This is a genomic window from Vallitalea pronyensis, assembly GCF_018141445.1.
Lineage (GTDB): Bacteria > Bacillota > Clostridia > Lachnospirales > Vallitaleaceae > Vallitalea > Vallitalea pronyensis.
Map to the genome: position 1 here is coordinate 4,907,110 of NZ_CP058649.1, position 25,578 is coordinate 4,932,687.

The 25,578-nt window shown below is 36.8% G+C and carries 23 protein-coding genes; 6 read left to right on the forward strand and 17 right to left on the reverse strand.

The features are described 5' to 3' along the window. Positions 1 to 67: 67 nt before the first annotated feature. The 12 genes from HZI73_RS20430 to HZI73_RS20485 all read right to left on the reverse strand — a co-directional run bounded on the left by HZI73_RS20430 (position 68) and on the right by HZI73_RS20485 (position 11,817). Positions 68 to 1,069 (reverse strand): transketolase family protein, encoded by a 1,002-nt coding sequence (locus HZI73_RS20430; protein WP_212695210.1) that lies wholly within the window; start codon positions 1,067 to 1,069, stop codon positions 68 to 70. A gap of 18 nt (positions 1,070 to 1,087) precedes the next feature. Beyond that, positions 1,088 to 1,996, reverse strand: a complete 909-nt coding sequence (locus HZI73_RS20435) for a 1-deoxy-D-xylulose-5-phosphate synthase N-terminal domain-containing protein (protein ID WP_212695211.1) — start codon at positions 1,994 to 1,996, stop codon at positions 1,088 to 1,090. Positions 1,997 to 2,114: 118 nt separating this feature from the next. Continuing rightward, on the reverse strand, positions 2,115 to 2,912 hold the full coding sequence (locus HZI73_RS20440) for an SDR family NAD(P)-dependent oxidoreductase (RefSeq protein ID WP_212695212.1): 798 nt from the start codon (positions 2,910 to 2,912) through the stop codon (positions 2,115 to 2,117). 408 nt (positions 2,913 to 3,320) lie between these two features. After that, on the reverse strand, positions 3,321 to 4,382 hold the full coding sequence (locus HZI73_RS20445; RefSeq protein ID WP_212695213.1) for a LacI family DNA-binding transcriptional regulator: 1,062 nt from the start codon (positions 4,380 to 4,382) through the stop codon (positions 3,321 to 3,323). Between the two features lie 95 nt (positions 4,383 to 4,477). Next, positions 4,478 to 5,686 carry a molybdopterin molybdotransferase MoeA gene (locus tag HZI73_RS20450; protein ID WP_212695214.1) on the reverse strand — a complete coding sequence of 403 codons (1,209 nt, stop codon included), beginning with the start codon at positions 5,684 to 5,686 and terminating at the stop codon, positions 4,478 to 4,480. 21 nt (positions 5,687 to 5,707) lie between these two features. Beyond that, positions 5,708 to 6,217, reverse strand: a complete 510-nt coding sequence (mobB, locus tag HZI73_RS20455; protein ID WP_212695215.1) for a molybdopterin-guanine dinucleotide biosynthesis protein B — start codon at positions 6,215 to 6,217, stop codon at positions 5,708 to 5,710. Then, a complete protein-coding gene (gene mobA / locus HZI73_RS20460; protein WP_212695216.1) occupies positions 6,214 to 6,846 on the reverse strand; it encodes a molybdenum cofactor guanylyltransferase in 633 nt (210 codons plus the stop codon). The genes mobB and mobA overlap by 4 nt, the downstream gene beginning before the upstream one ends. Positions 6,847 to 6,850: 4 nt before the next feature. Next, positions 6,851 to 7,435 carry a hypothetical protein gene (locus HZI73_RS20465; protein WP_212695217.1) on the reverse strand — a complete coding sequence of 195 codons (585 nt, stop codon included), beginning with the start codon at positions 7,433 to 7,435 and terminating at the stop codon, positions 6,851 to 6,853. Then, positions 7,432 to 8,244, reverse strand: a complete 813-nt coding sequence (locus HZI73_RS20470; RefSeq protein ID WP_212695218.1) for an FAD/NAD(P)-binding protein — start codon at positions 8,242 to 8,244, stop codon at positions 7,432 to 7,434. Before HZI73_RS20470 ends, HZI73_RS20465 begins: the two co-directional genes overlap by 4 nt. A gap of 24 nt (positions 8,245 to 8,268) precedes the next feature. Next, positions 8,269 to 9,267, reverse strand: coding sequence for a 4Fe-4S dicluster domain-containing protein (locus tag HZI73_RS20475; protein WP_212695219.1), 999 nt, complete (start codon positions 9,265 to 9,267; stop codon positions 8,269 to 8,271). After that, positions 9,257 to 9,781 (reverse strand): 4Fe-4S dicluster domain-containing protein, encoded by a 525-nt coding sequence (locus HZI73_RS20480; protein WP_212698885.1) that lies wholly within the window; start codon positions 9,779 to 9,781, stop codon positions 9,257 to 9,259. Before HZI73_RS20480 ends, HZI73_RS20475 begins: the two co-directional genes overlap by 11 nt. After that, positions 9,778 to 11,817 carry a molybdopterin-containing oxidoreductase family protein gene (locus HZI73_RS20485; protein ID WP_212695220.1) on the reverse strand — a complete coding sequence of 680 codons (2,040 nt, stop codon included), beginning with the start codon at positions 11,815 to 11,817 and terminating at the stop codon, positions 9,778 to 9,780. Before HZI73_RS20485 ends, HZI73_RS20480 begins: the two co-directional genes overlap by 4 nt. Before the next feature lie 959 nt (positions 11,818 to 12,776). Between HZI73_RS20485 and HZI73_RS20490 the strand changes: the two genes are divergently transcribed. Beyond that, positions 12,777 to 13,709, forward strand: a complete 933-nt coding sequence (locus HZI73_RS20490; RefSeq protein WP_212695221.1) for a sugar-binding transcriptional regulator — start codon at positions 12,777 to 12,779, stop codon at positions 13,707 to 13,709. Positions 13,710 to 13,713: 4 nt separating this feature from the next. Here HZI73_RS20490 and HZI73_RS20495 read toward each other — a convergent pair whose 3' ends face one another. Then, entirely contained in the window at positions 13,714 to 15,444 is a 1,731-nt protein-coding gene (locus HZI73_RS20495; protein ID WP_212695222.1) for an amidohydrolase family protein, read from the reverse strand. Between the two features lie 200 nt (positions 15,445 to 15,644). Here HZI73_RS20495 and HZI73_RS20500 point away from each other — a divergent pair, with 200 nt between their 5' ends. Continuing rightward, positions 15,645 to 16,241 carry a TetR/AcrR family transcriptional regulator gene (locus HZI73_RS20500; RefSeq protein ID WP_212695223.1) on the forward strand — a complete coding sequence of 199 codons (597 nt, stop codon included), beginning with the start codon at positions 15,645 to 15,647 and terminating at the stop codon, positions 16,239 to 16,241. A gap of 170 nt (positions 16,242 to 16,411) precedes the next feature. Here the strand turns inward: HZI73_RS20500 and HZI73_RS20505 are convergent, their stop codons facing one another. After that, a complete protein-coding gene (locus HZI73_RS20505) occupies positions 16,412 to 17,308 on the reverse strand; it encodes a DMT family transporter (protein WP_212695224.1) in 897 nt (298 codons plus the stop codon). A gap of 225 nt (positions 17,309 to 17,533) precedes the next feature. Between HZI73_RS20505 and HZI73_RS20510 the strand changes: the two genes are divergently transcribed. The 3 genes from HZI73_RS20510 to HZI73_RS20520 all read left to right on the forward strand — a co-directional run bounded on the left by HZI73_RS20510 (position 17,534) and on the right by HZI73_RS20520 (position 19,623). After that, entirely contained in the window at positions 17,534 to 17,833 is a 300-nt protein-coding gene (locus HZI73_RS20510) for a DUF4190 domain-containing protein (protein ID WP_212695225.1), read from the forward strand. 1 nt (position 17,834) lies between these two features. After that, a complete protein-coding gene (locus HZI73_RS20515) occupies positions 17,835 to 18,230 on the forward strand; it encodes a DUF2752 domain-containing protein (RefSeq protein ID WP_212695226.1) in 396 nt (131 codons plus the stop codon). Between the two features lie 265 nt (positions 18,231 to 18,495). After that, positions 18,496 to 19,623 carry a hypothetical protein gene (locus HZI73_RS20520; protein ID WP_212695227.1) on the forward strand — a complete coding sequence of 376 codons (1,128 nt, stop codon included), beginning with the start codon at positions 18,496 to 18,498 and terminating at the stop codon, positions 19,621 to 19,623. Positions 19,624 to 19,758: 135 nt separating this feature from the next. Here HZI73_RS20520 and HZI73_RS20525 read toward each other — a convergent pair whose 3' ends face one another. The 3 genes from HZI73_RS20525 to HZI73_RS20535 form a co-directional block, all read right to left on the reverse strand. Beyond that, positions 19,759 to 20,586 (reverse strand): carbohydrate ABC transporter permease, encoded by an 828-nt coding sequence (locus HZI73_RS20525; RefSeq protein ID WP_212698886.1) that lies wholly within the window; start codon positions 20,584 to 20,586, stop codon positions 19,759 to 19,761. 21 nt (positions 20,587 to 20,607) lie between these two features. Further along, complete coding sequence (locus HZI73_RS20530; RefSeq protein WP_212695228.1) at positions 20,608 to 21,507, reverse strand: carbohydrate ABC transporter permease; 900 nt, start codon at positions 21,505 to 21,507, stop codon at positions 20,608 to 20,610. A gap of 120 nt (positions 21,508 to 21,627) precedes the next feature. Next, positions 21,628 to 22,971 carry an ABC transporter substrate-binding protein gene (locus tag HZI73_RS20535; RefSeq protein ID WP_212695229.1) on the reverse strand — a complete coding sequence of 448 codons (1,344 nt, stop codon included), beginning with the start codon at positions 22,969 to 22,971 and terminating at the stop codon, positions 21,628 to 21,630. 313 nt (positions 22,972 to 23,284) lie between these two features. Between HZI73_RS20535 and HZI73_RS20540 the strand changes: the two genes are divergently transcribed. Continuing rightward, on the forward strand, positions 23,285 to 25,576 hold the full coding sequence (locus tag HZI73_RS20540) for an AraC family transcriptional regulator (RefSeq protein ID WP_212695230.1): 2,292 nt from the start codon (positions 23,285 to 23,287) through the stop codon (positions 25,574 to 25,576). The last annotated feature ends 2 nt before the right edge of the window (positions 25,577 to 25,578 follow it).

The following is a 25,578-nucleotide window of genomic DNA, read 5'->3' on the forward strand; positions in this document are numbered from 1 at the left end:
ATTAATTAAATGAAATGACATAAATCATTTCATTGTCACCATGTTACAGAGGTTTCATGAACAAGTGCTAAACCCCTAAAGCTCTTGTATCATCATTCATTAATTCAAAGTGGAAATCTTCCAGCATATCTTCTGTAATGTTCAATGTTTTATCCAACATTTCTTCAACTTTCTTAACAACTGCCATGGCATCAAGACCATAACGCTTCATTAAATAAAGTTTTGATCCACCATGCATGTATTCGTCTTGAATACCAATCTTATAGAGTTTCTGAGCAATACCTTGTTCTGCCATCTTATCGGCTACGATGGAACCTAACCCACCCAGTACATTGTGATTCTCCATGGTCAACACACCGTGTTTGGACTTTTTAATAGCGTCCATCAATTCTTGATCATCAAAAGGCTTTAAACAAGTCACATGTCTGTGATGTACTGTAATGCCTTGCTTTTGTATGGCATGCACTGCACGCATGGCTTCTTCTGTACAAACACCTGATGAAAGAAGGACGATATCGTCACCATCACTGAGCATTCTTGATTTGTTAATGGCCATAGGTGTATTGAATAATCTAGGCATCTCACCACGAAGTACACGGACATAGATAGGACCGTCCACCTGTTCACTTAATGGGAAAAAGGATTCCACATCTGTTGCATCACCACATTCAATAATGGTCATATTGGGTACTGTTCGCATAACACCAATATCATCCATGGCTTGGTGGGTTGCGCCAGCTGGTGATGTAACACCTGGTACAGATCCAACCATACGCACTTTTGCATTAGGGTGCGCAATGGACATATGTACCTGGTCTAAAGATCTTCTATAAATAAATACAGCAAATGTATGGATAAAAGGTACATAGCCTTCACTGGCTAGACCTCCTGCAAAACTGTGCATGTTTTGTTCTGCTATACCCATGGAGTAGAATCGATCAGGGTATGTGGCTTGAAAATCTCTAATTTCACATCCACCTGTTAAATCTGCTGATAGGGATAATACTTCTGGTTTATCTTTTGCCCATTTGACAAAATTAGTATCATAAACTTTTACGAGTCTTTCCATAATGTCCTCCTTTTCGTGTTACGCCTGTAATTTGTCAAGGCATGCTTGGAATTTTGGTTTATCATCTTGTGTTAAGCGTACATAATGAATTCTTGTTCCCTTTTCTTTTAAGACATCCATACCTTGATAAGGACTCGTCTTAGCCATAATGACAAGTGGTTTACCTTCTTCTTTTACCTTTGCTGCCTCTATTAATGCATCAACATCGTGACCATCTACTTTTACAACTTTACAGCCAAAAGCTTCAAATCGTTTATCCAATTGAACACAGCCACACACGTCATCAATTTTACCATCACATTGCTGCCCATTTTCATCAACAATGACCACCATGTTGTCAAGTTGTCGATAGCACATCGCTTGTACCGCTTCCCATGTTTGTCCCAGTTGACACTCACCATCACCTAGAAAAACAAATTGTCTGCCTGTGTCACCACGTAATTTTCTAGCAAGTGCAATACCTGCGGCTTGACTAATAGCCTGTCCCAGAGATCCACCATTAATGTCCATCCCTGGTGAATGGGATTCACCAATATGCTCAATCACATAACCATCTTCACCAAAAAGATTAAAACCTTCATTGGTCATACGTCCTGTTTCAGCTAATGTAGCGTATAATACGATGGAGTACTGTGAAGGTGAAAGATAAAATCTGTCATACTGTGGTCCTCGTATACCGTTATAATCATCACCTGTAAACGAGTCTTTGTTGGTGGCACTTGGCGCTCCTACGAATTTTTTAGGTGTTAAGGGCTCTTCCAGGTCTGTAATGTTCATCATTCTTGTATATAGTGCTGCCATAATCTCCGCTGAAGAACACGCTTGGCTTAGATTTCCTCCACCTCGCTTAATGGATAGGTCTAATACACGGCTTCTGATACCATTAGCAACCTGACGAGGATCAAGGTCATTTTTGTTTACTTTCATAAGCTACCTCCTAATAATTCTAGTTATCTTTTTAGATTATCGTGCATTGTGGTTTGACAAAGTCATGAATTTCACTCTACCATACCATGGGTTATTGTTTTCATTGTGTTTTTTAATCTTAGTCGTTTTGATCATAGGCAAAATCATTGGTTTCAGGTATGCATCTTAAGCTTCCGCCACCATCCACATAGATGGTTTGACCAACGATACCCGATGCTTCATCCGATGCTAAGAAGCAAACGGTATTGGCAACTTCTTTTGGATCCATGAATCGATTAACTGGCACCATTGGCAGAATTTCATCTTCTTTTATAATGCCCATCTTTAATCCATCTTTCACCATCTCTGTTGCATTCCATCCTGGAGCAACAGCATTCACTCTTACACCAAATCTTGCCCATTCGTTCCCAAGAGCTCCTGCAAGGGCATTTACTGCTGCTTTTGTTACATTGTACGGTACTCTTCTTGACGTATAACGGATAGCTGTTCCAGATGAGATGCATACAATGGAACCTTTACCTTTTTCAAGCATGATTTTTCCTGCTGCTTGGGATAAGAAAAATGGTGCTTTTAGATTAACATCATTAATGAAATCCCAATCGTCTTCTTCAAAGTTCGCTGAAGCTTTTCTAATTTGAATGGCTGCACAGTTCACTAAAATATCTACTGTACCATATGTTTTAACAGTAAAATCAACCAACTTATTAATTTCTTCTATTTGTCGTAAGTCTACTTTATAAACAGAAGTCTCTAATCCAAGATCATTTAGCTCTTTGGATGTTTCTATAGCTAATTCTTCTAAAATATCTGCAATAACAACTTTTACCTTGTAGGATGCTAATGCTGTAGCGATTGCCTTACCAATGCCTCTTGCACTACCTGTAACGATTGCAACCTTTCCTTCTAAACCTTTCATTTTGCACCTCTTTCTACTTCTTGTACTTCCAAAATCCAAACCAACATTTCCAAACGTTTGTACTAAATGTAATTCTATGATACCATCATCATTGTATAAAATCAATAATTTTTATACATTTTTCTCGGTTTTATCAGTATTTTTTTACACACATAGAGTAACCCATTGCAGTGAAAGCCAGTAAAATCAAGGCATTAATCGTTTCCAAACGTTTGGATTTTGGGTATTTTTGACACAAGTCATCCAAGGAATTTTCCTTCCTTCCATCCTATTTTGTTCCATATACTGTGTTATTACTCTTATTTCACCTAAATAAAACGGGCTTCATGACAGGTGGTTTAAGCCTTATACCCATATTTTTCAATAAAAAAAGCCATACATAGAAATTATGGCTTTTGTGTTGGTTATTTATTTTTTTGCTAAACAGCTGTCTCGAATAATTAATGCATAAGGTAAGTCTACACGAATAGGGTATTGGCGCCCTTGCTCAATCTTATCAATGAGTATACGCACTGCCATTCTACCCAGTTCTTCTTTTGGTACATCAATTGTGGTTAGGGGAGGATTAACAAAGGAAGACGTTTCAACATTGTCAAAGCCTGTAATAGCAATATCTTCTGGTATTTTGATGCCTTTTTCCAAGATGGCTTTCATGGCACCAATTGCTGTCATATCGTTGGTACAAAAGAATGCACTAGGCAGCTGATTTTTATGTCGCCCTTTTAAATAGGCTTTCATGGTATCGTAGGCATATTGGATATAGGGTTTAGCCTTTACTATGTAATCATCTACCAATGGCAAACCATGTTTGTTCAACGTATCCCGATAGGCTTCAAAGCGATGCTCATTCACCACGTCCTCTTCCCCGTGACTGATACCATCACCAATATAACCAATCTTAGAGTGACCGATTTTAATTAAATAGTCCACCATGTCACTTGCACCTTTGTAGCTATCGCAAATGACTTCATCAAATCCAGCATTGACGTAATTAACACCAGCATAGATAATATGGTCACAATTCTCTTTCAGATAGTCTAATGTTTTTTGCTTGAATCGTCCCATCACAATGATGCCATCAACAGGATTCTTTTGAAGATACTGGTACATATCCTCAAAGGATTTATCATAAATGGACATGACAAAAGCCAGTGTATACCCATCTTTCGTCAATTGTTCTTTAATGCCCATACCCATATACGAGAAAAAAGGGTCGCTCATACTATCTTTTGTGGATGTGTAGACACAGCCAATGGTTTTTGTTTTTTTTCTTTCCCACGCTACGCCTTCACCTTTTATCAAATTTCTTGCATGCTGATTGGGTACATAGCCTACTTCTTTCGCAATGGCCCATACTTTTTCTGCTGTTTTTTTACTTGCTGGTTTTGCTTTATCGTCATTTATTACCCGAGACACTGTAGAAATCGATACATTTGCCATACGGGCAATATCTTTTAATGTCACTGACATAAAAATCCCTCTTTCCTCTTCCAAACGTTTGGATATCTTTATCATATATCAGCACATCTGGTTCGTCAAGAGAATTTTTTTACATGACCTATCCGTCACCATGTGAGAATGGTTACTTCTTGTCCATGTTTAAGCCCAAGGGAACCTGCTTCTATATCAATGAGACCATTGACTTGTGTCATGGACAACAAGGCGCCAGATGATAGGTTACCTTTAGGTAAACGTACTTTTCCTTGGTCATGAATCGCTCTCAAAAATCTTCTGGTGTTACTAGGCTTGTTGTACTCACCGCAAAAAGTACTCCTTAGCTTCTTATAGCCCAAAGCCTGACACCCTAATTTATGTCCAAGCCATTGTGAAAAAAGAAGTTCAAAGGTTATACTTGCTGCCGACGGGTTACCGGATAAACTCAGCATCAATTTACCTCTGTACTTAGAAGCCATTGCAGGTGAACCCGGTTTTATATTGATTCGCCAAAAAAGCTGTTCTGCACCTAGCCTTTTTATCACATCATGGATGATGTCTTTCTTACCGACAGATACACCGCCTGTGGTAACAAGGGCATCAAACTTATGGCTATTCTCTTTGATGACATTTACCACTTTCGACATATCATCACCATAGCAAGTTAAGCATATCAGTTGACAACCGAGAGCCTTTAGTCTAGCTCCTATGGTGTATTGATTACTGTTATAGATTTTACCATAACTGAGATTTTCTATGGGTTGAATTAACTCATCACCCGTTGACAAAATTCCAATCTTAGGCTTACATATAACCCATACTTTTTCATACCCAGCACTTGCTAGAACACCTATATGGTAAGCATTAAGCAACTGACCTTTTTCAATTAAAAGTTGGTCTTCAAGATAGTCTTCACCTGCATAACATATATTGGTGTTAGGCATGACAGGTTGATGGATCTGAACATAACCTCCTATATCAGTGGTATCTTCTTGTCTAATGACAGCATTGGCTCCTTGTGGTATAACAGCCCCTGTCATGATGCGTATGGCTTCACCTCTTAAGAGTTTTCTTTTGGATGGTCTACCTGCATATGCCTCATCAACCACTTGTAACCTAACAGGTTGTTGGGGCTTAATGTCCAAAGTGTCTTCACCATATATGGCATAACCATCCAGTGGTGACCTATCAAAAGGTGGTTGACAATGCTTTGCCATCACATCTTTTGATATCACCCTATTCATTGCATCCATAATGGGTATCGCTTCTTCTCTTAGGTGCAATACCACATCCTTCAGTATGCATTGAGCTCTTTCTAGTTCAATATGCTCTACCATCATGATCATCCTTTACTTAGTCCATTAAACAATTTGTGCGTATACATCACTGCCATAACTTGCCATGAGTATTGCCACCATCTTCTCCATATCTTTAAATGGATTTAGCACCAACTTATCCTTATATACATCCATGTCATTAGCCACAACACCAGACACAAACAGGGTCTGATCATTGACCAATGCATCCATTTCTTCAACAGTAGAAGCTGTAACAATATGGGGTGTTTTATAGGACTTTGCACCTTCAATGATGATGACATCCACATCGTATAATTTTATAATCTCATCAATCCCTAACTGCTTTTGAATCATGATATCTGTTTCTGTCCTACCTCTTGCTGCGACAATATCTGCTCCAGCACGCTGATGTTTGCTGGTATCTGTATCTTGCTGATCCATTGCAAAATCCTCACAATGAATGTTCTTAATGGTGCCTACACGGTAGTTTCTATGCTTGAAGGCTTCTATCAGTTTAACCACTGTGGCGGTTTTACCAGAGTTCTTATAACCTATCACTGAAAAGACCATCATCTGTCTTCACCCTGCCTTTCCTGTTTAAAATACTTTCTGATGTCATCTCTAGTATTTAAGTTAACAAACATGTCACCCTGAGATGCAAACCTTTTAATGGCTTGTTCATCCACATAATCAACAGTGACACGTGGGTAAACGGCCGTTAACTTTTGTATATTATCCTGTATCATTTTTTTCATGACTGGTTCTATTCTTTTGGCGTAAAAGCCATGAAAAGGTTCTATTTTCCCATCATTTTTCTTCACAGCATAGATATCATGGGCATAATGATCCCTATGAGCCTTACCTTTTAACCACTGAATGTAAGGCAAACTGACATGAGGCATATCACAGGCCATCACATAGGCATAATCGCTCTTAGCATAATATAAACCTGTGTAGATACCAGCTACAGGTCCATAATCTTTTACCCTGTCACTTACCACAAGGTACTCGGTGTTAGCATAGAGCTTAGGTTTGTTGGTCACGATAATCACCTGACAAAACAAGGTTTTTAGCTTATTAGCAAGGTAAATCACAATTCTTTCATGATGAATACGCATTAATTGCTTATCAAAACCTGCTCTGGAACTTTTGCCACCACTTAAAACGATGGCTGTATCCATCTTTTGCTCTTTGGTTGTCATGGGTTCACCCCTTCATGCCCTCAGCAACATTCTCTTTAATGGTTTCATATACATCTAATCGTGCATCTTTCAATAGACCTCTACACCCTCGACAAGGGACCCCTTTCCCAATACATTTTGCATGGCAGCCGGCTTGAGTGATGGGACCTTTACATGGCATGCCTTTTAGCAAAAGACATATATTTTCATTTTCTTTGCAAGAAACGCATACAGGGTAGTTTTTTTCTTTCGGTCGAACACCATTGATGATGCAGTGAATCACATGGATTAGTTCATCCACACTTAATGGGCAGCCTTTTACAAAGTACAATCTTTCTTCTTCTATTCCTAATGTTTCATGGATGGCTGTATAGCTTTGATGGGCGCAAGCACCTATTATCAAAAGCTTATCACAACACCCAAGGATATTTTTTATCATTCCTTCTGTATAATGCCCAATAACAAGCCCTATATCCACCTGTTCATTTTTATGATTATCGGTTATCAACTGGACAAGCTCAAACAGCTGAAGCATATCATGCTGCATACCCATAATAGCCAGTTGACATCCACCACACCCATCAAAGTGATATATTTTCATTTTCATCATGCGATAGCACCTCGTTTACCTTTAACCTGATCGTACCGAAAGACTGGCCCTGATTGGCATACACATACATCATCCATACGGCAGTGGCCGCATAGTCCCACACCGCATTTCATATGCCTTTCAAGGGAAATCCAGATTTTATGATCCATGATTTTCTTTTCCTTGAGAAGTTTAATGACAAATTTATACATAATAGGGGGTCCACAAATAATAAAAGTTGTTTGGTCATGGAAGACTTTATCGGCTATGAGTTTTGTAATTAACCCTTGTGGATAGGCTGTACCCTCCGGATTATCAAGAATGATGTCAACATCTATGTCTTCTTGTTTTTCCCAGGATTTTACAAAGTTCTTATAGACCATATCTTTGATATTCTTTGAACCATACAGCAACGTTATGTTTTCATAAGCTTCTCGATTACCTAGACAAGCCAATATCACAGGTCTTAAAGGTACAAGCCCCAAACCACCAGCTATAAAAAAAACATGGTCACCCACATAATCTTTTGTATCAAAATAAGTCCCATAGGGTCCTCTTATACCAACCATGTCACCTATCTTTTTCTCATGGAGCATCTTCGATACAGTCCCCACTTTACGCACGCAAATTTCAAATGTATCATGGATATGGGCATCCGATGTAAGGGAAAAAGGTGCTTCTCCAACACCCATCATGGATAACATCACAAATTGCCCTGGTCTAAAGTGAAAAGGCTGATTATTAACCAGCTTAAGTCGAAATCGGTACTCTTGGGTTGTTTCCTTTATAATCTTAGTTATCATGGCATTGACCGGTAATAAAGGATTCATCACGTCCATCAGCTCCATTCTTTTCTATAGACTTTTTAACATGGTCTTGATATTATTCTTCGCAGGACACACTCTTGAACACCTGCCACATCCAACACATAGAAAACGGTCATGATGTTTTAGGGCATTTTTATACTTACGGCTAAAACGGTGAATGGCTCTTTCTACACCGTTAGAAACAAGATGATGCCCTCCTGCTACCAAGGAGAAATCTGTTAACATACAGCCATCCCAAGCACGTACCCTTTTTCCCTTAGCCATATTCACATCATCTTCATCTTGAATGGTAAAACAATAACAGGTTGGACATACCATGACACAGGAACCACAATCTAAGCATTGTTCAGCTTCTTCACGACACACCTTTTCTACCTTGTGATCATCCATAAGGTCCTCTTGTCTATTCATAAGCCAATCATAATCATCTGTATCCATGCCTTGATTAGGTATTTTTTCATTTGTTTTTTGGAGTATATCTATCATTGGGCTGAGGATTTTAATGGCTGTTTCATGGAGGATTTCCAATAAATAATAGCTTCCATGATCATAAAAAACAGCATCCGCTCCTGTCATATCTTTTTTATGAAGCATATAACAAAAACAATCCTTATCAACAGGTTTTTCACAATCGAACACAAAGAATAAGCTGTTCTTTCTTCTGGCATGGTAATAGAGGTCTGTCTCGTTGGTTAACATCATCTCATCCAATATTTTAATGGACTCAAAGTCACACCCCCGTATTCCCATATAAATCGTCAGTTGCTTTTCATGTTCCAGTATGTCAGGGTTTTCAAACATCTCTTGTTTTTTATCGTAATGCAATAAGGTTTCTCTTTGGGGGATGAAATACTTCTTTAGAGGAAGGATGGTGGGCACATAGTTCGCTGTGAAAGCATCTGGGTCATGAATCTGGGTGAAGACATATTGGTCTTGTTTCTTCATGGTACCAATAACCTTTATGTCTCTGTCCAGAAACCCCTTAATCAATAAAGAAACGTCTTCTTTTAATAGCTTAAACCTCATGGTGCTTTCCTCCAATCCTCTTATCCATATCCTTTAAAATCCTATCCAATGCATGTTCTGTATCATTCCCGCAACAATCATCCACCACGGATAATGCCCCTGTAGGACAACTGCTTACGCAGAAAGGAACCTCTTGACTGCCCAGGGTTTCAATACACATGTTGCATTTGTTAATCTTATCATTTTCATGGTTATAGGTAATTGCATCATACGGACACGCACCAACACACATCTTACAACCGTTGCATATTGATTGGTGGAAAACAACAGGACCATCTTTTCGTTTTTCAATGGCATGTGCTTCACACACTTCCATACATTTGGGGTCTTTGCAATGGTTACAAGCCATGGATAGATGATAAGCTGGTAATCCTTGATGGCGTGATGGATTAATCGCCCTAAGCCTTCTTAATCCCTGACTTTTCTGGGTGTTGTTCTGTTGTTTACAGGCAAGCACACAGGCTTGACAACCAAGACACTTTTCGTATTCAAATTTAAACCTTCTTGCCTTCATGGCCCATTCACCTTCTCTACTTCTACCAGACAATTGTGAAAAGCGGCTCCATGACCGAAGTCTGTTGCCCTGTCTTCTGTCAGCTTGTTTACAGAAGCATGGGTATGGTCATACCAGCCTTCAAAAACATTGACAGTACCAGACTGTACAGCTTCCCCTACAAGAGCTTTCACATAGATTTCACCTCGTTGATTAAAGACTCGAACCCGATCACCGTTTCTAATCTTCCTTGCCAAAGCATCTTTTGTATGGATATGCATTTCTGGTTCAACCATTTCAGATAGCCAATCCGGTTGGGTAAATTGGGAATTAATTCTTTCTTTTGCATGGGCAGTCATGAATTGTAACGGATATTTTTTGAATCCTTCTGGATTAGAATATTTACTCTCACTTGGCTCTACATAAATAGGTAACGGATGAACTCCCCAATCCCGTTGTAATGACTCAGCATATAATTCAATTTTTCCACTTTCTGTTGGAAAAATCTTATTTGCATAAGCTATAGCATCATATTCGGGAAATAGATAGGGTGTCTCTTTCATTTCTTCTAAAGTTGTTGCATAGCCGCTGGCTGAAATAACTTGTCGAAGAATTGTGGCATCATCTTCTGGCAGATATGCCATATCAAAACCAAATCGTTTGCCTAGCATATGGTAGATTTCTTTATCTGTTTTGACCTCTCCAGGACAGGCCATTACTTTTTGTTTCAGTTGTAAATAGGAATGACCATATGAGCGTATAATATCATTTTCTTCTAAGAACATAGCTGCTGGCAGTACCAAATCAGCCATCTTTGCCGTATCCGTTAAAAAATGCTCCGCACAAACCATGTAATCCAATCCATGAAGTACCTTTTCCAATTTATGACGATTGGGATTACTGGTCATAGGATTAGCCGCTTCTATCCACATACCTTTTATGGGTGGCTCCTGCATATGGTCTATCTCAGCCAATTTCCCCATATTCAGCGTTGTGCGTATATGTTGAGGTTTTGGCGGATAATAAGACCACTTCTGCATAGGCCTTTGAGAATCATTGAAATACAAACCAACTCCACGCTTTCCTATAGCTCCTGCTATAACAGGTAAAGCACATATGGCACGTGTTGTCTGACCCCCATTACTGTATCGCTGATAACCTTTTCCCAAGATAATGGTGAATTTTTTCACTGCTGCCATCATGTCCACTAGTTGTTGTATTGCCTCCACACTTACTTCTGTTAGTCTTGCAATCTCTTCCATGGAATAGTCATCAAGCATGGTCTTATAAGCTTCATAACCTAACACATGCTTATTGATAAAGTCTCCATCAACTAATCCTTTGTTAATCATGCATTTTGCTACACCAATAGCAAGTAACCCATCTGTTCCACATCGGGGATAGAGATGTAAGTCACTGCGATTACTGGACTCGTTTAATCGTGGGTCAATGGTCACCATTTTCGCACCCTTTTCAAGAGCTTTATGGATATGATACATGGAATGCATATTGGTAAAGGATGGGTTTTTGCCCCATAGTATGATTAACTCTGTATGTTCAATCTCCGTTAAAGCACTGTTCTTAATAGCACCAAACGTATAGCGAATGGCTTCGGTTGCCGCAGAATCACACAGGTTACCTCTTGTACCTGTAAACCCTCCCAATTGATACCAAAACCCATAAGCATATTGCTGCATGATACTGCCATGGTTACCTGACCCCACATAATACAAAATTGATTCTGGACCATAGTTTTCCACCATAGGCTTAAAATGGTCGTACACCAAATCCATTGCTTCATCCCATGTAATGCGTTCAAACTGAGATGTACCCCTAGCACCCGTACGTTTCAATGGATACAACAAACGGTCTGGATGATCAATCATTTGAGGATAGCTCAATCCTTTTAAACAGATTTTGCCCCGTGTAGCTGGATTATTCTCATTACCTTTTACTTTAATGATTTTATCGCCTTTTAAGTGAATTTGCATGCCACAACCACTATAACAATTTCTTGGACATACTGTATTTACAATCCGCAGCTTCTCATCAGCCATATAATCCTCCCTCCTACTACAACCCGTTAGCCTTTTCATTTATTTCATTATTATCAATTTAGTATCTTCATGTTTTTGTTCAATGAGCATATGCTCATAATATAACCTTTTGCTCATTTATATTATATCTTGCACATCTCCTTGTGTCAAGTTATGAAGGATGGTATATGACGACTACACCATGAAAACCTATTATTCACGCAAATGGTTATCTCCATTATAAATTTCAGCTGTAGACACCGAAGTGGCTTTACAGGGGATATTCCATAAATGTCATAGCTTTAATCTTTCTTTATGGCTTGTGGCTTTTGTAAGGTGTTCTAGGTGTTACTTTTCCTTTCTCTTAATCGTCCTGATTAAATGAAAGGCGTTCACCGTCCATGGTTCACTTGTCGTAACACCTAGAACACCTTACTACTTCCTTTCCGTTGAAGATTAAAGCTATGACATTTATTAGTCTTGTGGTTATTTACTAGCTTTCGTTGTTAAATAACTTGTTCTAAATACCTCTCATTGGCCATTGGCTCTTAAGCATTTTTTTATAAAGATACCTTTTGAATAACCTTATTCACCACTAGCCCAAGCATTAGCCTAGTAGATAGGCGATAGGTAACGGTAAGCTGTGATTTTTAAAAGAGTCTTAGTAAAGCTTAGTTAGTGGAAGAAGTATTTCCGTTCAGAAGCTTATCTGTCTGACCGTAGGGAGTTATAAGCTTTAGGAAATACTTCTGGAACGAACTCTAGCTTTTCTTAGACTCTTTTAACCTGAACAACTTACCGTTACCTATCGCCTATCTACGAACGTCTTGCCATCACCACACCTCTACCAATAGTATCTTCATACATTAACTTAGCATAGCTACCAACCCCTACAACACCTAAACTTAAAACACTTCTATATTGAGCCATTCCCCTGTATATGATATACTTGCACTATCATAATACATTGGAGGAAGCAAATGAAAAAAAATAGCCACACCAACGAAACAACGAAAAAAGAATTTTTAGCACGAGTTGCTCGAATGTATTATATACTCGGTATGAACCAAAAAGAAATCGCTCAGCAGCTTGGTATAGGACGCTCTTCCGTAGGTCGTTTTCTAAGTGAAGCCCGAAATGAAGGGGTTGTACAAATTCAGATTGGCTATAACGCCAATGTGTTGCGCAATACAGACTCCGAACACACGCTCATCGATAAATACAATCTCAAAGACGCCGTTGTAGTGAAAAGACTTCCAGGCAACAACTTTGAAAACATTGTTGTTGACTATATGAACAGTATTTTACCCTTCCAAGGAAGGGTTGGCTTAACTGGAGGTCATACATTATACCAAGTAGGACAACATATGCATACATGCGAATCAAGACCTGACTTAAAGTTGGTACAATTATCAGGAAATGCTGGCAACTTACCATCAACATCCGTGATTCAATCTTGGTCACAGGCCCTAAAAGCTGAACCTGTATACATCCATGCCCCAGCTTTTGCCAACGATAAAGCAACAAAAGAGATTTTTATGCAACAAATGCAAATCAAAAAAAGCTTTGACGAAATTAAAGAACTGGATATGCTGGTTGTGGCTATTGGTACCTCCGATAGGCAGGCAACCATTCTGCAACTGGGTACCATTGCTGACCTTACCTCCGATAAACTCAAGAAGAACAGCGTGGGGGATATCAGTTATCATTTCTTTGATGAACAAGGTCATTTTTCCATGCATGATATCAGTGACCGATTAGTCGGTGCTTCTATTGAAGACCTTCTGACCGTTCCAGTAAGAGCCGCTATTGCCTATGGCGATAATAAGATTCCTGCCATTAAAGCAGCTCTTGTAGGAAGGCTTGTAAACATATTACTTACGGATGAGGATACTGCCAAAGAACTCTTGTAATCACTTAATCTTCAACATGGACACTTTGCAAATAAGCATACCCTTTTTCTTTTTTTGTGATTAACCAATCCCATATAAACTGCACCATTTTTCTCTTATGTAACTGTAGATAGTATAACATACCCAGCGGTTTAGCTAGAAAATCCACTAATCCACCAGTGTGGGTTAAAACATAACGGGTATCTTTTAAGTACTCGTATTTATCCAGATACAACATTTTAGCCACAAAAAATACAGCATCCAGATAGTTTTCATTAAAAATGGGTATGCCCGTGGTATCTTTTGGATGAACCAAAATGGGTACACCTGATTTCCTTAGTTTATCTAATATGTTTACATCAAATACTTCCTCTAACTCTTGATCATAGATTCTCGTATAAATGCATAGTCCATCTAACTCTAAATCATGTAAACAATAATCAATTTCCTTTAGGGCATGTTCTGTATTCTCCACGTCAATAGCCCCAAAAGCCCCTATCTTTTTAGGATTCTTGTTCCTGATGCCTACCACTTCATTATTATATGTCTTAAGCATGGCAGTCTTCTCACTATCTTTTAACTGCCATAGCTGAGGCATATCCAAAGACAGCATGATTTTATCATAACCACATTTACACATCCAATTAAAGGTTTCTTGCATATCCCAAAGTTTCACTTCACCATTACAATATGAAGGTTTTATTCTTTTTAGCTGTTCATAAACTGCTTTGGGGGTACAATGATAATGATATTTAATCTTACCCTTTCTATTGTGATTGGTTATGGGTTGCATCTTGTCTACTAAGACTTGTTTAACAGGTGCTTTAGCCTTCAATGCTCTTTCTGCATTATGTTTAAATATACCTTCAAGGTAACTGTGATTTATATTAAATGTACTAAGTTGTTTTATAAAGTAGGCATAATTTGACTTTGCCCAGCAATAATCACTGCCGTATAGTGTATGACGTATGCCCGCAAAATCAATCATCTTAGGTAACATCTCATGATACGCCACTAATGATGTATCAAGGTATAGTTGCGATTTCCAATGATCATATTCTGCTTCAATATGAGGATTTTCATCTCTTAAACGTTCCATGAGTGTTGGATAGATAGCTGGTAGAACCCCTCCTCCATGGGAAAGTATAAACTTAATATTCGGGAAAAGCTTATGATAACCGCTTCTGACAAAGTCCATGATTGTACGTGTTGTATCTAGTTTCATATAGTACATATAGTTGAGTAACCCATGATCTATTTTATTTGGAGCTGCTGTTGGATGTATGTAGATGGTGGCACATCTTTTGTTGGCTTCTTCAAAGAACTGTTCATACTGTTGGTGCCCTAGATAATTGCCGTTAACATTACTTAATAAACCAATACCATCAAATTTTAATACATCCAATACGTACTTCAACTCTTCTACAGCACCCTCTACATCAGGCAGTGGTACTGCTCCAAAAGCACCCAATTGGTCAGGATGTTTTTTAATAAGATCCGCCATAAAATCATTACATCTTCTAGCTAATTTTCTGCTATATGTATCTCCCCCGAAATAAACACCAGGTGTAGATATGGACATAATGGCCCGTGTTATATGATGTTTTTTCATCATCTTTCGTTGCGCCTTTTCCGACCATGTTGTCTGATTTATCCCCCACACTTTGGTCATGCCTATTCTTTCCAACTGTTCTGAATAAAATTTTGGACTTATGTGATGATGCACATCCCATTTTTCATACTTAAAATATCCCATGCTACGACCTCCTTACTTAATTTTATGTACTTTATGAACTTTATTATTAAATTAAGTTCATTTTAACATAACCATTCATTACTGTCAAGTTTAATGAACCCTATATGTTCATATCGTTCATTCTTTTTGACTTTATAGATTATTTCTACTATAATATTTATGGAACGCATTAACCAAGAATAGGAATAGGAGATGTAATCTTGAACGGTCATGAAAGAAGACGAAATAATAAAATTGAAGTCATAAAAAATACAGCATTTACCTTATTTAATACATACGGCATCAAAAAGGTAAGTATCGATGAGATTGCTGACAAAGCAAATGTTTCAAAGGTAACCATCTATAAATATTTTGAAAGCAAAGAAGGTCTTTATCGTGAAGTGGTAAAAATGATTTTTACCAACATGGTCCGTAAGGTAGAAGAAACATTTAATTGTAAAGAAGATTTTTTATCCAAGCTAAAATGTGTTCTTTCTTCAAAAGAACAGTCCCAATCCATACTAAATGGTAAATTTATTGAAGAAGTCCGTCGCATGGATGCTGAATGTGAGCAGTATATGGTTGACATTTATGACAGGCAAGTCAAAAAACTGATGTTTGATTTTTTTAATGAAGGAAAAGCTGCTGGTTACATTAATCGCAACATATCCAATGATATTTTGTATGCCTATACAGAAATTTTTAGAGCTGGGTTAAACGCTAAATACACTTATTTTGAATCCCTAATGAATCATAAGCAATCCTATGATAAACTGGTTGACCTCTATTTCTTTGGTCTTATTAACAAAAGAGAATAGGTATGTATAACAGACTGGTTAAAATAGTATGTATATAGGTTCGTTAAAAATTTTTACAATTATTATGAAGTACAGATGGCTGTGGGACATTAATCAAAAAATCCACTCTTATGTTATAGAGTGGATTTTTTCAATGGTATACCACCTTGTTGCACCTTTTCTCAGGCATGTTACACCATAAAAATATAGCCTACACCCACAACAGTCAGCAAGGCACCTAAAGCTTCTTTTAGTGTAATTTTCTCTTTATGTACGGCAATTGAAAAAGGTATGATAAGCACTGGGGTAATGGCCATAATGGTTGACGCAACACCAGGATTAGTATGTTGTATGGCAACCAGTGACAGCGATACGCCTATAAAGGGACCAAATATGGCTCCAATGGTTAAGACCATCATGGCCTTTCGTTGTCTAAAAGCTCGTGCAACAGAACCCCACCTCTTCTTAACTGTAAAGACAATAGCAAATCCCAATATTCCAGTAATAACCCGAATGTGTGTTGCTGCAAAAGCATTATAATCTGCCATACCAAACTTACTTAGTATAAGTCCTAATGTCTGACCTAATGCCCCCCCAAATGCAAATAAAATGCCTTTTACAGGATGAGACAGCTTAATATTTCCTTTATGATCCCCTTTAACAAGTATCACAATAGCAATACCTAATATGGTTATGGTCATCCCTATAATCTGTGAAACACTCATCCATTCACCCAGTATAAAAAAACTTAAAACAGCCGTAATGGGTGGTACACTTGCCATAATCAGCATGGATATTCTTGATCCAATTCTCACAAAAGCTTCAAATAAGAATAAGTCACCCATGACAAACCCAACCACCCCAGACAACCCAAGCCATATCCAAGTATCTAAGCTTGCATCCACAGGTAATATAAGTCCTCTTGTAATCCAAGTAAATAGACCTAAAAAGATGAATGCCATAAATAACCTAATAATATTCAGGGCAAGAGACCCTATTTTTTTTCCAGCATATTCAAAGGATGTTGCAGTAATTGACCAACAAATAGCAGTGAATAGTGCAGCAATTTCTCCTGTATAATTTTCCATGAAAACCCTTTCTGTTTTACAACTTGGTCAATGCATAAAAACGTGTTGCTAAATCATATGCAATCATTATCACATATTTTTTTGGCTTTTACAACCAGCATTCATCCATGGTTCATTTTCTAGGCAAGACGGCATAGGGGAATAGGTCAATGTCTGTGTCTTTTTGTGGAAATATTTAGTTTTATATGCTATAATGAACCCAATAATATGAAGGAGGATGTCACAATGTCAGAAATAAACAACCCAAACCAGCCTGTCAACAATAAAGGGCTTGCTATTGCATCGATGGTTTGTGGTATTGTTGGGATCGTTACATTATGTATCGTTTACCTATCTATACCTTTAGCTCTATTGGCTATCATATTTGGAGGTATCATGATCAATGCCAATAAAACTAATCCTAATAAAGAAGGCAGAGGCATGGCCATTGCTGGTCTTGTTCTTGGCATTATTACCATTGGATTAATAATTATATTATCTCTATTTGCTGCGTCAGGTGCTTATCAACTAAGTAATCTTATGTAAGATGAAGTTTTCTATTTTCTTAAATGTTGCCATTATTATTGCCTTATTGAGCATACTCATCATTTCTGTAATCGCTTATATTGAAGGAGACCTGGTCTATTTATCGGACCAGTTTATTATTGGCAAATGTGTGATTAAAGAGATGACAGGGTATGATTGCCCATCATGTGGCTTAACTAGAAGTTTTGTATCCATTGGTCACGGTCAGTTAGTAAAGTCTCTCCACTATAATATTGCCGGACTGCTTCTTTACATACTACTCATAAGTCAAATGATCAATAGCAGCTTATTTCTCATAAGAAAAAAATACAGTCCTCATTTAAGCCGTTTTAATTGGATCTTGGGCATCGGCACATGCATTATCCTTATCATAAATTGGATTTTGCACTTATTTTAACACACACACAAGGGTAAAGCTCACACAGCTTCACCCTTTTTTATGACAAGGGGACGTTTCGTCTGTCATATTCTATTACACTTCGATATTGAACTTCATCATCATCATACAACCTATCTGCTAGATTATCATTTTTTACAATTTTTCATATAAAGCATTCTTTACTTAATTATGTAAATAATATTTTGTTTGCATTAGAAAATTATGTCTGATAATATGAATCATATATACATGTTTAATGATAAATGATAAGGAGGATCGTGTCATGGCTAATGTATTAAGTTATAACAATGTTCAAGAATTGCGTTTTGCAATAAAATCCTATAATGACTATATGTCAGAAATACCAGATGATTTTATGGTTCTTAAAGAACATCTACAAGGTTTAACACAAAAACAATTTTGTATAGCCTTTAAAGCTTTAAGAGATCTGGTGATACATATGTATACCTATCTAGAAAAACACCCAGAAGCAATAGGCTTATTGGCTAAGCATAAAAAAAGTGGTGAAATGAAAATCCAAACATCACAAAATATAAGCAGCATCAAGAAAATTATCTATACAATTGGTCTCACATCCAAATTAGAAAATAATACACTATGCGTAGATATGAAAGCCTTTCGAGAAAGTTATGCCGTATTTTACTCAAATAGTTCCACTGCATTAACTGATAAAATTAAAACCATTGATAGCGAGACATTTGATAAATTTTATAGCACTAAACATGTATCATCTATTTTTAAGTATTTGACTGCTTTTGGTTTTGTAATTGATGGGTTTATAGAAGATAAAAAATTTAGTGAGCTACAGCAACTGGAGATAACCTTCCCCAGTAATCCACCTATTATCAACATCATCAAAGCATTTTCTAGACCTTGCATATGCCGTATTAGTTTTGGCTTTGACTATGCCAAATTTAATTATCGTATATTTGCACATGGTATACACGCAACAATTCCCATGGAAGATTTATATAGTGTTTGCCTTTTACCTGAAGAACACCAGAATTTCTTACTTTTACTCAACAAATCATTAGAAAAAAAGAACATACGCTATGGTAAATGTGAAAAAGGTTGGTACCATGGTACATTACCATGTCAATATAACTATCGCAATAAGGTGAGAGTTCTTCAAAATATGGAACATGGCATTTTACCTCACCTTGTGCTTGATTTTCGAAATAAAATAGATAAAGGGACAACGTTAATCGAAAGCATCCCAAAAGAATATCGCTCAAATATTCCTCAATGTCGAGGATGTCGAAAAAATTGTCCCACCCGAACCATGATTACTGCTGATGGAAAGAAGTATGCCCTATGCCATGGTCAATGGTGGCATTTACCTTTAATAGATGGTTCTATTGATTTTATAATGCAGGCTTTAAGTATGTAATTCTCAACTGATAGGGGTTATGCATTGACGGAATGTACGATGCAGCACCTCTATTATTATGCCAAACTACATGGTCCCCCTTGTGAGATTATGACAAACGAAACGTCCCCTTGTCAGGTTTTTTCTTACACTACATTATCCTTTTACCCCACCAGCAGTTAATCCTGCCACCATGTATTTTTGACAAAATAAGAACAAGAATAAGATGGGTAATGTTGCTACTACACTAACCGTCATTACATTAGCCCAATCATAAGCAAACTCTCCAAGATATCGTATGGAAATTCCTGAAGGTAATGTTCTTAAGTGGTCCTTGTTGATCAATGTAATAGAATACAAAAAATCATCCCAAGATAATAAAAATGTATACATACCTACAGCTAAAAACCCCGGTTTTGATAAGGGGAATATAATACGAAACAATATACCAAATCGACTGCATCCATCTATTTTTGCGGCTTCTTCAAGTGAAATGGATATCTCATCAAAAAATCCTTTAATCATCCATATACAAAAAGGTAATGATGCTGTTGTTATGGCTATGACAAGCCCAAAATGGGTGTTTAGTAAGTGGTATTGATTGTATATTGAATAGAGTGATATTAACAATGAAATAACTGGAAACATTTGCGTCGATAAGATGAGCATTAGGCATGTGTTCTTTCCTTTAAATGAGTATCTTGAAAAGCCATACCCTGCGAACATAGAGGCTATCATACAAATGAAAGTTGTACTAAAAGCTACTTTAATGCTATTGGTGTAATAGGTTATAAAATAGTTTTCTTGTAAGAGCTTCACGTAATTCTCTGGTGTTGGGTTTAATGGGAGCCATTCTGGTGGTAACTTAAATATGGCACGCATATCCTTGAGTGACGTGCTAATCATCCAATAAAAAGGAAATAATAAAAAAATCAAAAATAAAATAAGACAACTAATGGTTATTATTTTATTGAATTTACTCATTTTCTTCAATGTTTTACCTCCCTATTTTTCTGTCAGTAATTTATTGTAAATAGCTGATATTATCATAAGTATTATGAGCCATAATGTCCCAATTGCAGCACCTTTTCCTATATCCAGTTCAATAAAGGACGTCTGATAACTCAATACCGCAAGGGTTGTTGTTTTGTTCATAGGGCCACCAGCAGTCATAATCCAAAATAGAGGAAACATCTTAAAATTTTCTATAATAGCTACTAACGTTACTGTTTTAATCACATTCTTAAGAAAGGGTAAGGTTATGTGTCTAAACAATTGCCACTTATTCGCACCGTCTATGGTTCCTGCTTCGACCAATTCTTGAGGAATACTTTGCATGCCTGCCAAAAGCATGGTCGCCATAAAAGGTAACTGCCTCCATAAAGCTGCAACAATAACTGCTACTAATGCTAAGTTAGGATCTGCCACCCATTTTGTGGGTTCCGCTAAAATACCTATTTTCATCAACACATAATTCATCAATCCATAATCCGCCTGAAAAATCCACATCCAAAGTAAAGCCACAACAATTGTCGGCACAATCCAAGGGATCAATACAATGGACCTTAATACACGTCTTCCTCTAAACTCTTTATTAAGTAACAGTGATAGTAGCATACCAAGTACAAATTGTATACTGACAATTAACATAACATAGGTGACCGTAATTTTGAATGCGTGAAGAAATGCTCCCTCTGTTAAGACCTCCTGGTAATTCTTTAACCCATTAAAAACCGGGTTAGTCATATTGGTTAACGACAGATCAAAAAAACTCATATAGACGGACTTTAATATTGGAATAAATATTGAAAAGCATAATAACAATAAGGCAGGTGATAGTATGGTTATTAGAAATATTTTATCTTTTATACGTTCAGAAATACCATGTCTTAGTATTCGTTCCATATGTCATCGCTCCTTTGCAAGAAATTGGACTCAACTTTGAAGGGCTGCCTCATGCATAATACTCTTCCGGCTAGTTATCCTTGAGACAGCCCCTTCAATCCTTTATCTTCCTACCTTATATTACTCTAACAATCCTTTTAATTTATTATTCAGTTCTTCGATTACATCATCAACATTCGTATCTACCAGCATCACTTTTTGAAGTGCACCAGCTATCTCTAAAAACCCTTGTTCCATACCTTTATTATTAGGAGGTAATGCATGACTATGGTTATTTAATTGATCCACTAATATTTTGGCAATCTCATTATCATTCAGATCAGGGTCGGATGCGAATGACTTTCTTGCTGATAGCACATCATTGGATTGATGATATTTTGTAATCATTTCTTTATCGGTTATAAATTTAATAAAATCTGCGGCTACATCGGGATTTTTACAGTCTTTCGATATGACTAGCCCATGTGCTTCTCCAATGGAAACACTTTCACCTGTTGCATTATGTGGCACCAATGCTGCTCCCCATACTTTATCAAATGCTTCCCCCTTGCCACTAAGATTTCGATAAACAGCTTTTCCATAATATCCGTCCATATACATGCCCAAACGGCCAATTGAGAATAAGTTTCTCAGGTCCTTTAACTTAGCTGATGTAGGTGTTAAATCGTCATTGGCTAGTTTTTTGTAAAATGTAAACATGGCCTTTACTTCTGGTGTATTAATGTTTACGTTACCATCCTTATCATAGATAGATCCACCGAAACTATATAAGTTCCTTAAGGCTACTAGACCATTAATCGGTAATTTATCAGCGGCTTCACCAAAGCCATATATCTTATCCCCATTATCTGTCTTCAGCTTTGCAATCTTTTTGGCATATGCTATCATATCATCATAAGTCTTAGGTGGTGTTTCTGGATCTAATCCAGCTTGCTCAAATAATTCTTTATTCCAATATAAGATGTAAGGAGATGGCGCCCATGGCACACCCATCAGTTGGCCTCTGTATGTATAGTCATCTCGTAGTGATGTAATTAAATCATCCACATATGCTTTACCCAATAAATCATCAAGAGGCACAACAATATCCGAAGCAGCATATGTTGAAAACCATGCTGTATGTGTTTGAATGATATCAGGCGCATCATTGGATGCTGACATAATAAAGGTTTGCTTTTTGATATCACCAAAAGGAATACTGATATAGTCAATGGTAACATGAGGATTAATCTTTTTATATTCAGCTGCCATTGTTTCAAAAATATCTTTTGTAGAATCTTCACTAACACCCCAGGATGCAAATGTTAATGTTATATCTTTAAGATTCGTTTCGTTATTATCCAATGTATCCTTAGATGAATTATTCTCATTATCTATCTGCTTATTGTCTTCTTTTCTACTACACCCCACAAATATGTTCAAACATAACAATGTGATAAGAATGATTGATAGGTATTTCTTCATAATGTAATCCTCCATTATTCTATTTTAAATCAAACATCTGCAAATCTGATTATCAACCAACGGATCCTATTGGCTGCATAACCCTAGTATACAATCCCAATGTTTTATTGTCTATTTTCATATTTTTACCCGCTGTATGTATCTTTGCTTTTACATGATACATTCTTTACATCCATGTATAATTATTATGAAGCCCTTGTATAGGCTTCACATCTAGATAGATATATGTCATAATATCTATACATTGAACTGTCTATAATGGATGAATGTATCATGAACAATAATTGTTATCTTTGACATTTGGAGGTTAACTATGGCCAATAATCATCCCATTCACTTAATAAAACAACGCACTTTTATACTCTACTTTTTATCCTTTTTATTATCCATTGTGTTCTCCGTCATCATCCTAGGTATTGTCTCATATCAACTAACTGTGGGTTCCCTTGAGCATGAAATCATTAAGTCATCTTCCAATGCATTGCAGCAAACCAATGCCACATTAGTAAGCACTTTAAATGAAATCAATGATGTGACCTTTCAGATAGGACTTAATGGCAGTGTTTCAAATTATCTCTATAATACGGATAACCGATTTCTTCTAAACGCCATTCACGATACTATAAAAAGTTATAAACAATCTCATGACTATATTGAATCCATTGAATTATATGCAAAGCCAAATAAACATATTATATCGTCCATGGGAGCCACACAATTATTCAATAATCAAATATCATATCAGTGGATTGGCAAAATGGAAAACAGCAAGGCTCAGACAAAATGGCTTCTATCTGGACAACATATTAATTCTGAGTATAAAAAAATCAATATTATTTCATTTATTAGGAAACTACCCATAGGTTATAATCTTCGCCTTGGCTATATTACCTTGCATATTGACGAGCAAAGTATCTCCTCCATCATTAACACATTCAACATCCACGAAGATGCTCGGACTTACATGATTGATTCCACCAAAAGCATTATTTCTTCTTTGGATAAGTCTCTTATTAAGCAAGCAAACGACCAAGTTTTTATTGAGCGTATTGTCAATAATACAAAAATGGAAGGCCAACTCACCACCCCAAATGGTGAATCCCTTGTGTTTTATATCAAAAACAATGTAAACGATTGGATTATCATATCAGAAGTGCCTTATACTTATATCACCTACAAAACCAATAAGATTCTTTTTACAACACTCACATTATGCCTAGGCATTATTATACTTGGTATCATTGCAGCTTACTATTTATCCATTAGGCTCTATAAACCCATTATTAAGCTCATGGCTAAAGCCCATGTGGTTGATGCAGAACCTCAAGAAAATAGCAAAAATGAATTCTCTTATTTATCGGGTGTTTTTGATCATATTACCATTCATAATAAGAATCTTAAAAAAGATATCTTTTTAAGTGCACCAGCTCTCAAAGAAAAATTTGCTTATGATTTAATCCATCATAAATATACATCACTTGCAGATGTTAAAGAGCAAATTACCTTTCTTAAACTCCAGTTATCGCTTCATGATTATGTGGTTCTATTAATAGAAATCGATAATTTTGATGCTATCTTTGAGCATAACAATATCGAGGATATTAACCTGCATAAATTTGCAATGGACAATATTATCCATGAAATATTCATCAAGAACTATACCATACTTACTGTAGATGTGGATATGAAAAGACTCTGCCTTATTGTTAATGTGAATACCAATGAACACCTGCTCCATTGCGAAAACCTTTACAACTTGTCCAAAGAGCTCATACAGGTAATTTTAAGTATCTTGAAAATAGAAGTTACTGTTAGTATTGGTAATATATATGATAGTATTTTGCAACTGGACATGTCCTATAGAGAAGCTCATGATATTATGAACTATAAGATTGTCCTATCCAAAAACATCATGTTCTATGAGCACTATAATAATGATGTACGCATGAATTATCATTATCCCATACACACCATAAGCCATATCATTAATAATTTAAAGACTGGTGACGCTAACAAGATTGCTCGTTATCTGGATAAGATAACCGATGACATTAAGAAAAATTATAATCTCACTTATGAAAATATATATCGTATATTTAACCAAGTTATAGATTCGCTTATCCTGACATTGCAGGAGCTGCAAATACCTCTTGATAAAGTCCTTGGTGAAAATTATTTTATTTATAAAGAGTTGTCTAATCAGAAATCCATTGATAGCATTAATGATTGGTTGAAAGAGATATTCAGCAAATGCTGCCATTTTATTCATGCAAACAATCCTGACAGCAATCATTATGTGGAAAAAATTCGTTCATATATCAATAATAATTATAAAAAGGATATCTTCATCGATATCATTGCTGATTATGTCAACTTAAATGCCACCTACATGTGCCGCATCTTCAAACAAGAGACAGGTAAAACAGTATTAGAGTATATCACTGAAAAGAGAATGGAAGAAGGTAAAACTTTATTGATAAACACGGACTTAACGATTGGTGACATTGCTGGGAAACTTGGGTATAATAATGTCCATAGTTTCATGAGGCATTTTAAATCTGCTGAGGGCATTACACCAGGAAATTATAGAAAGATGGCCAGGTAACA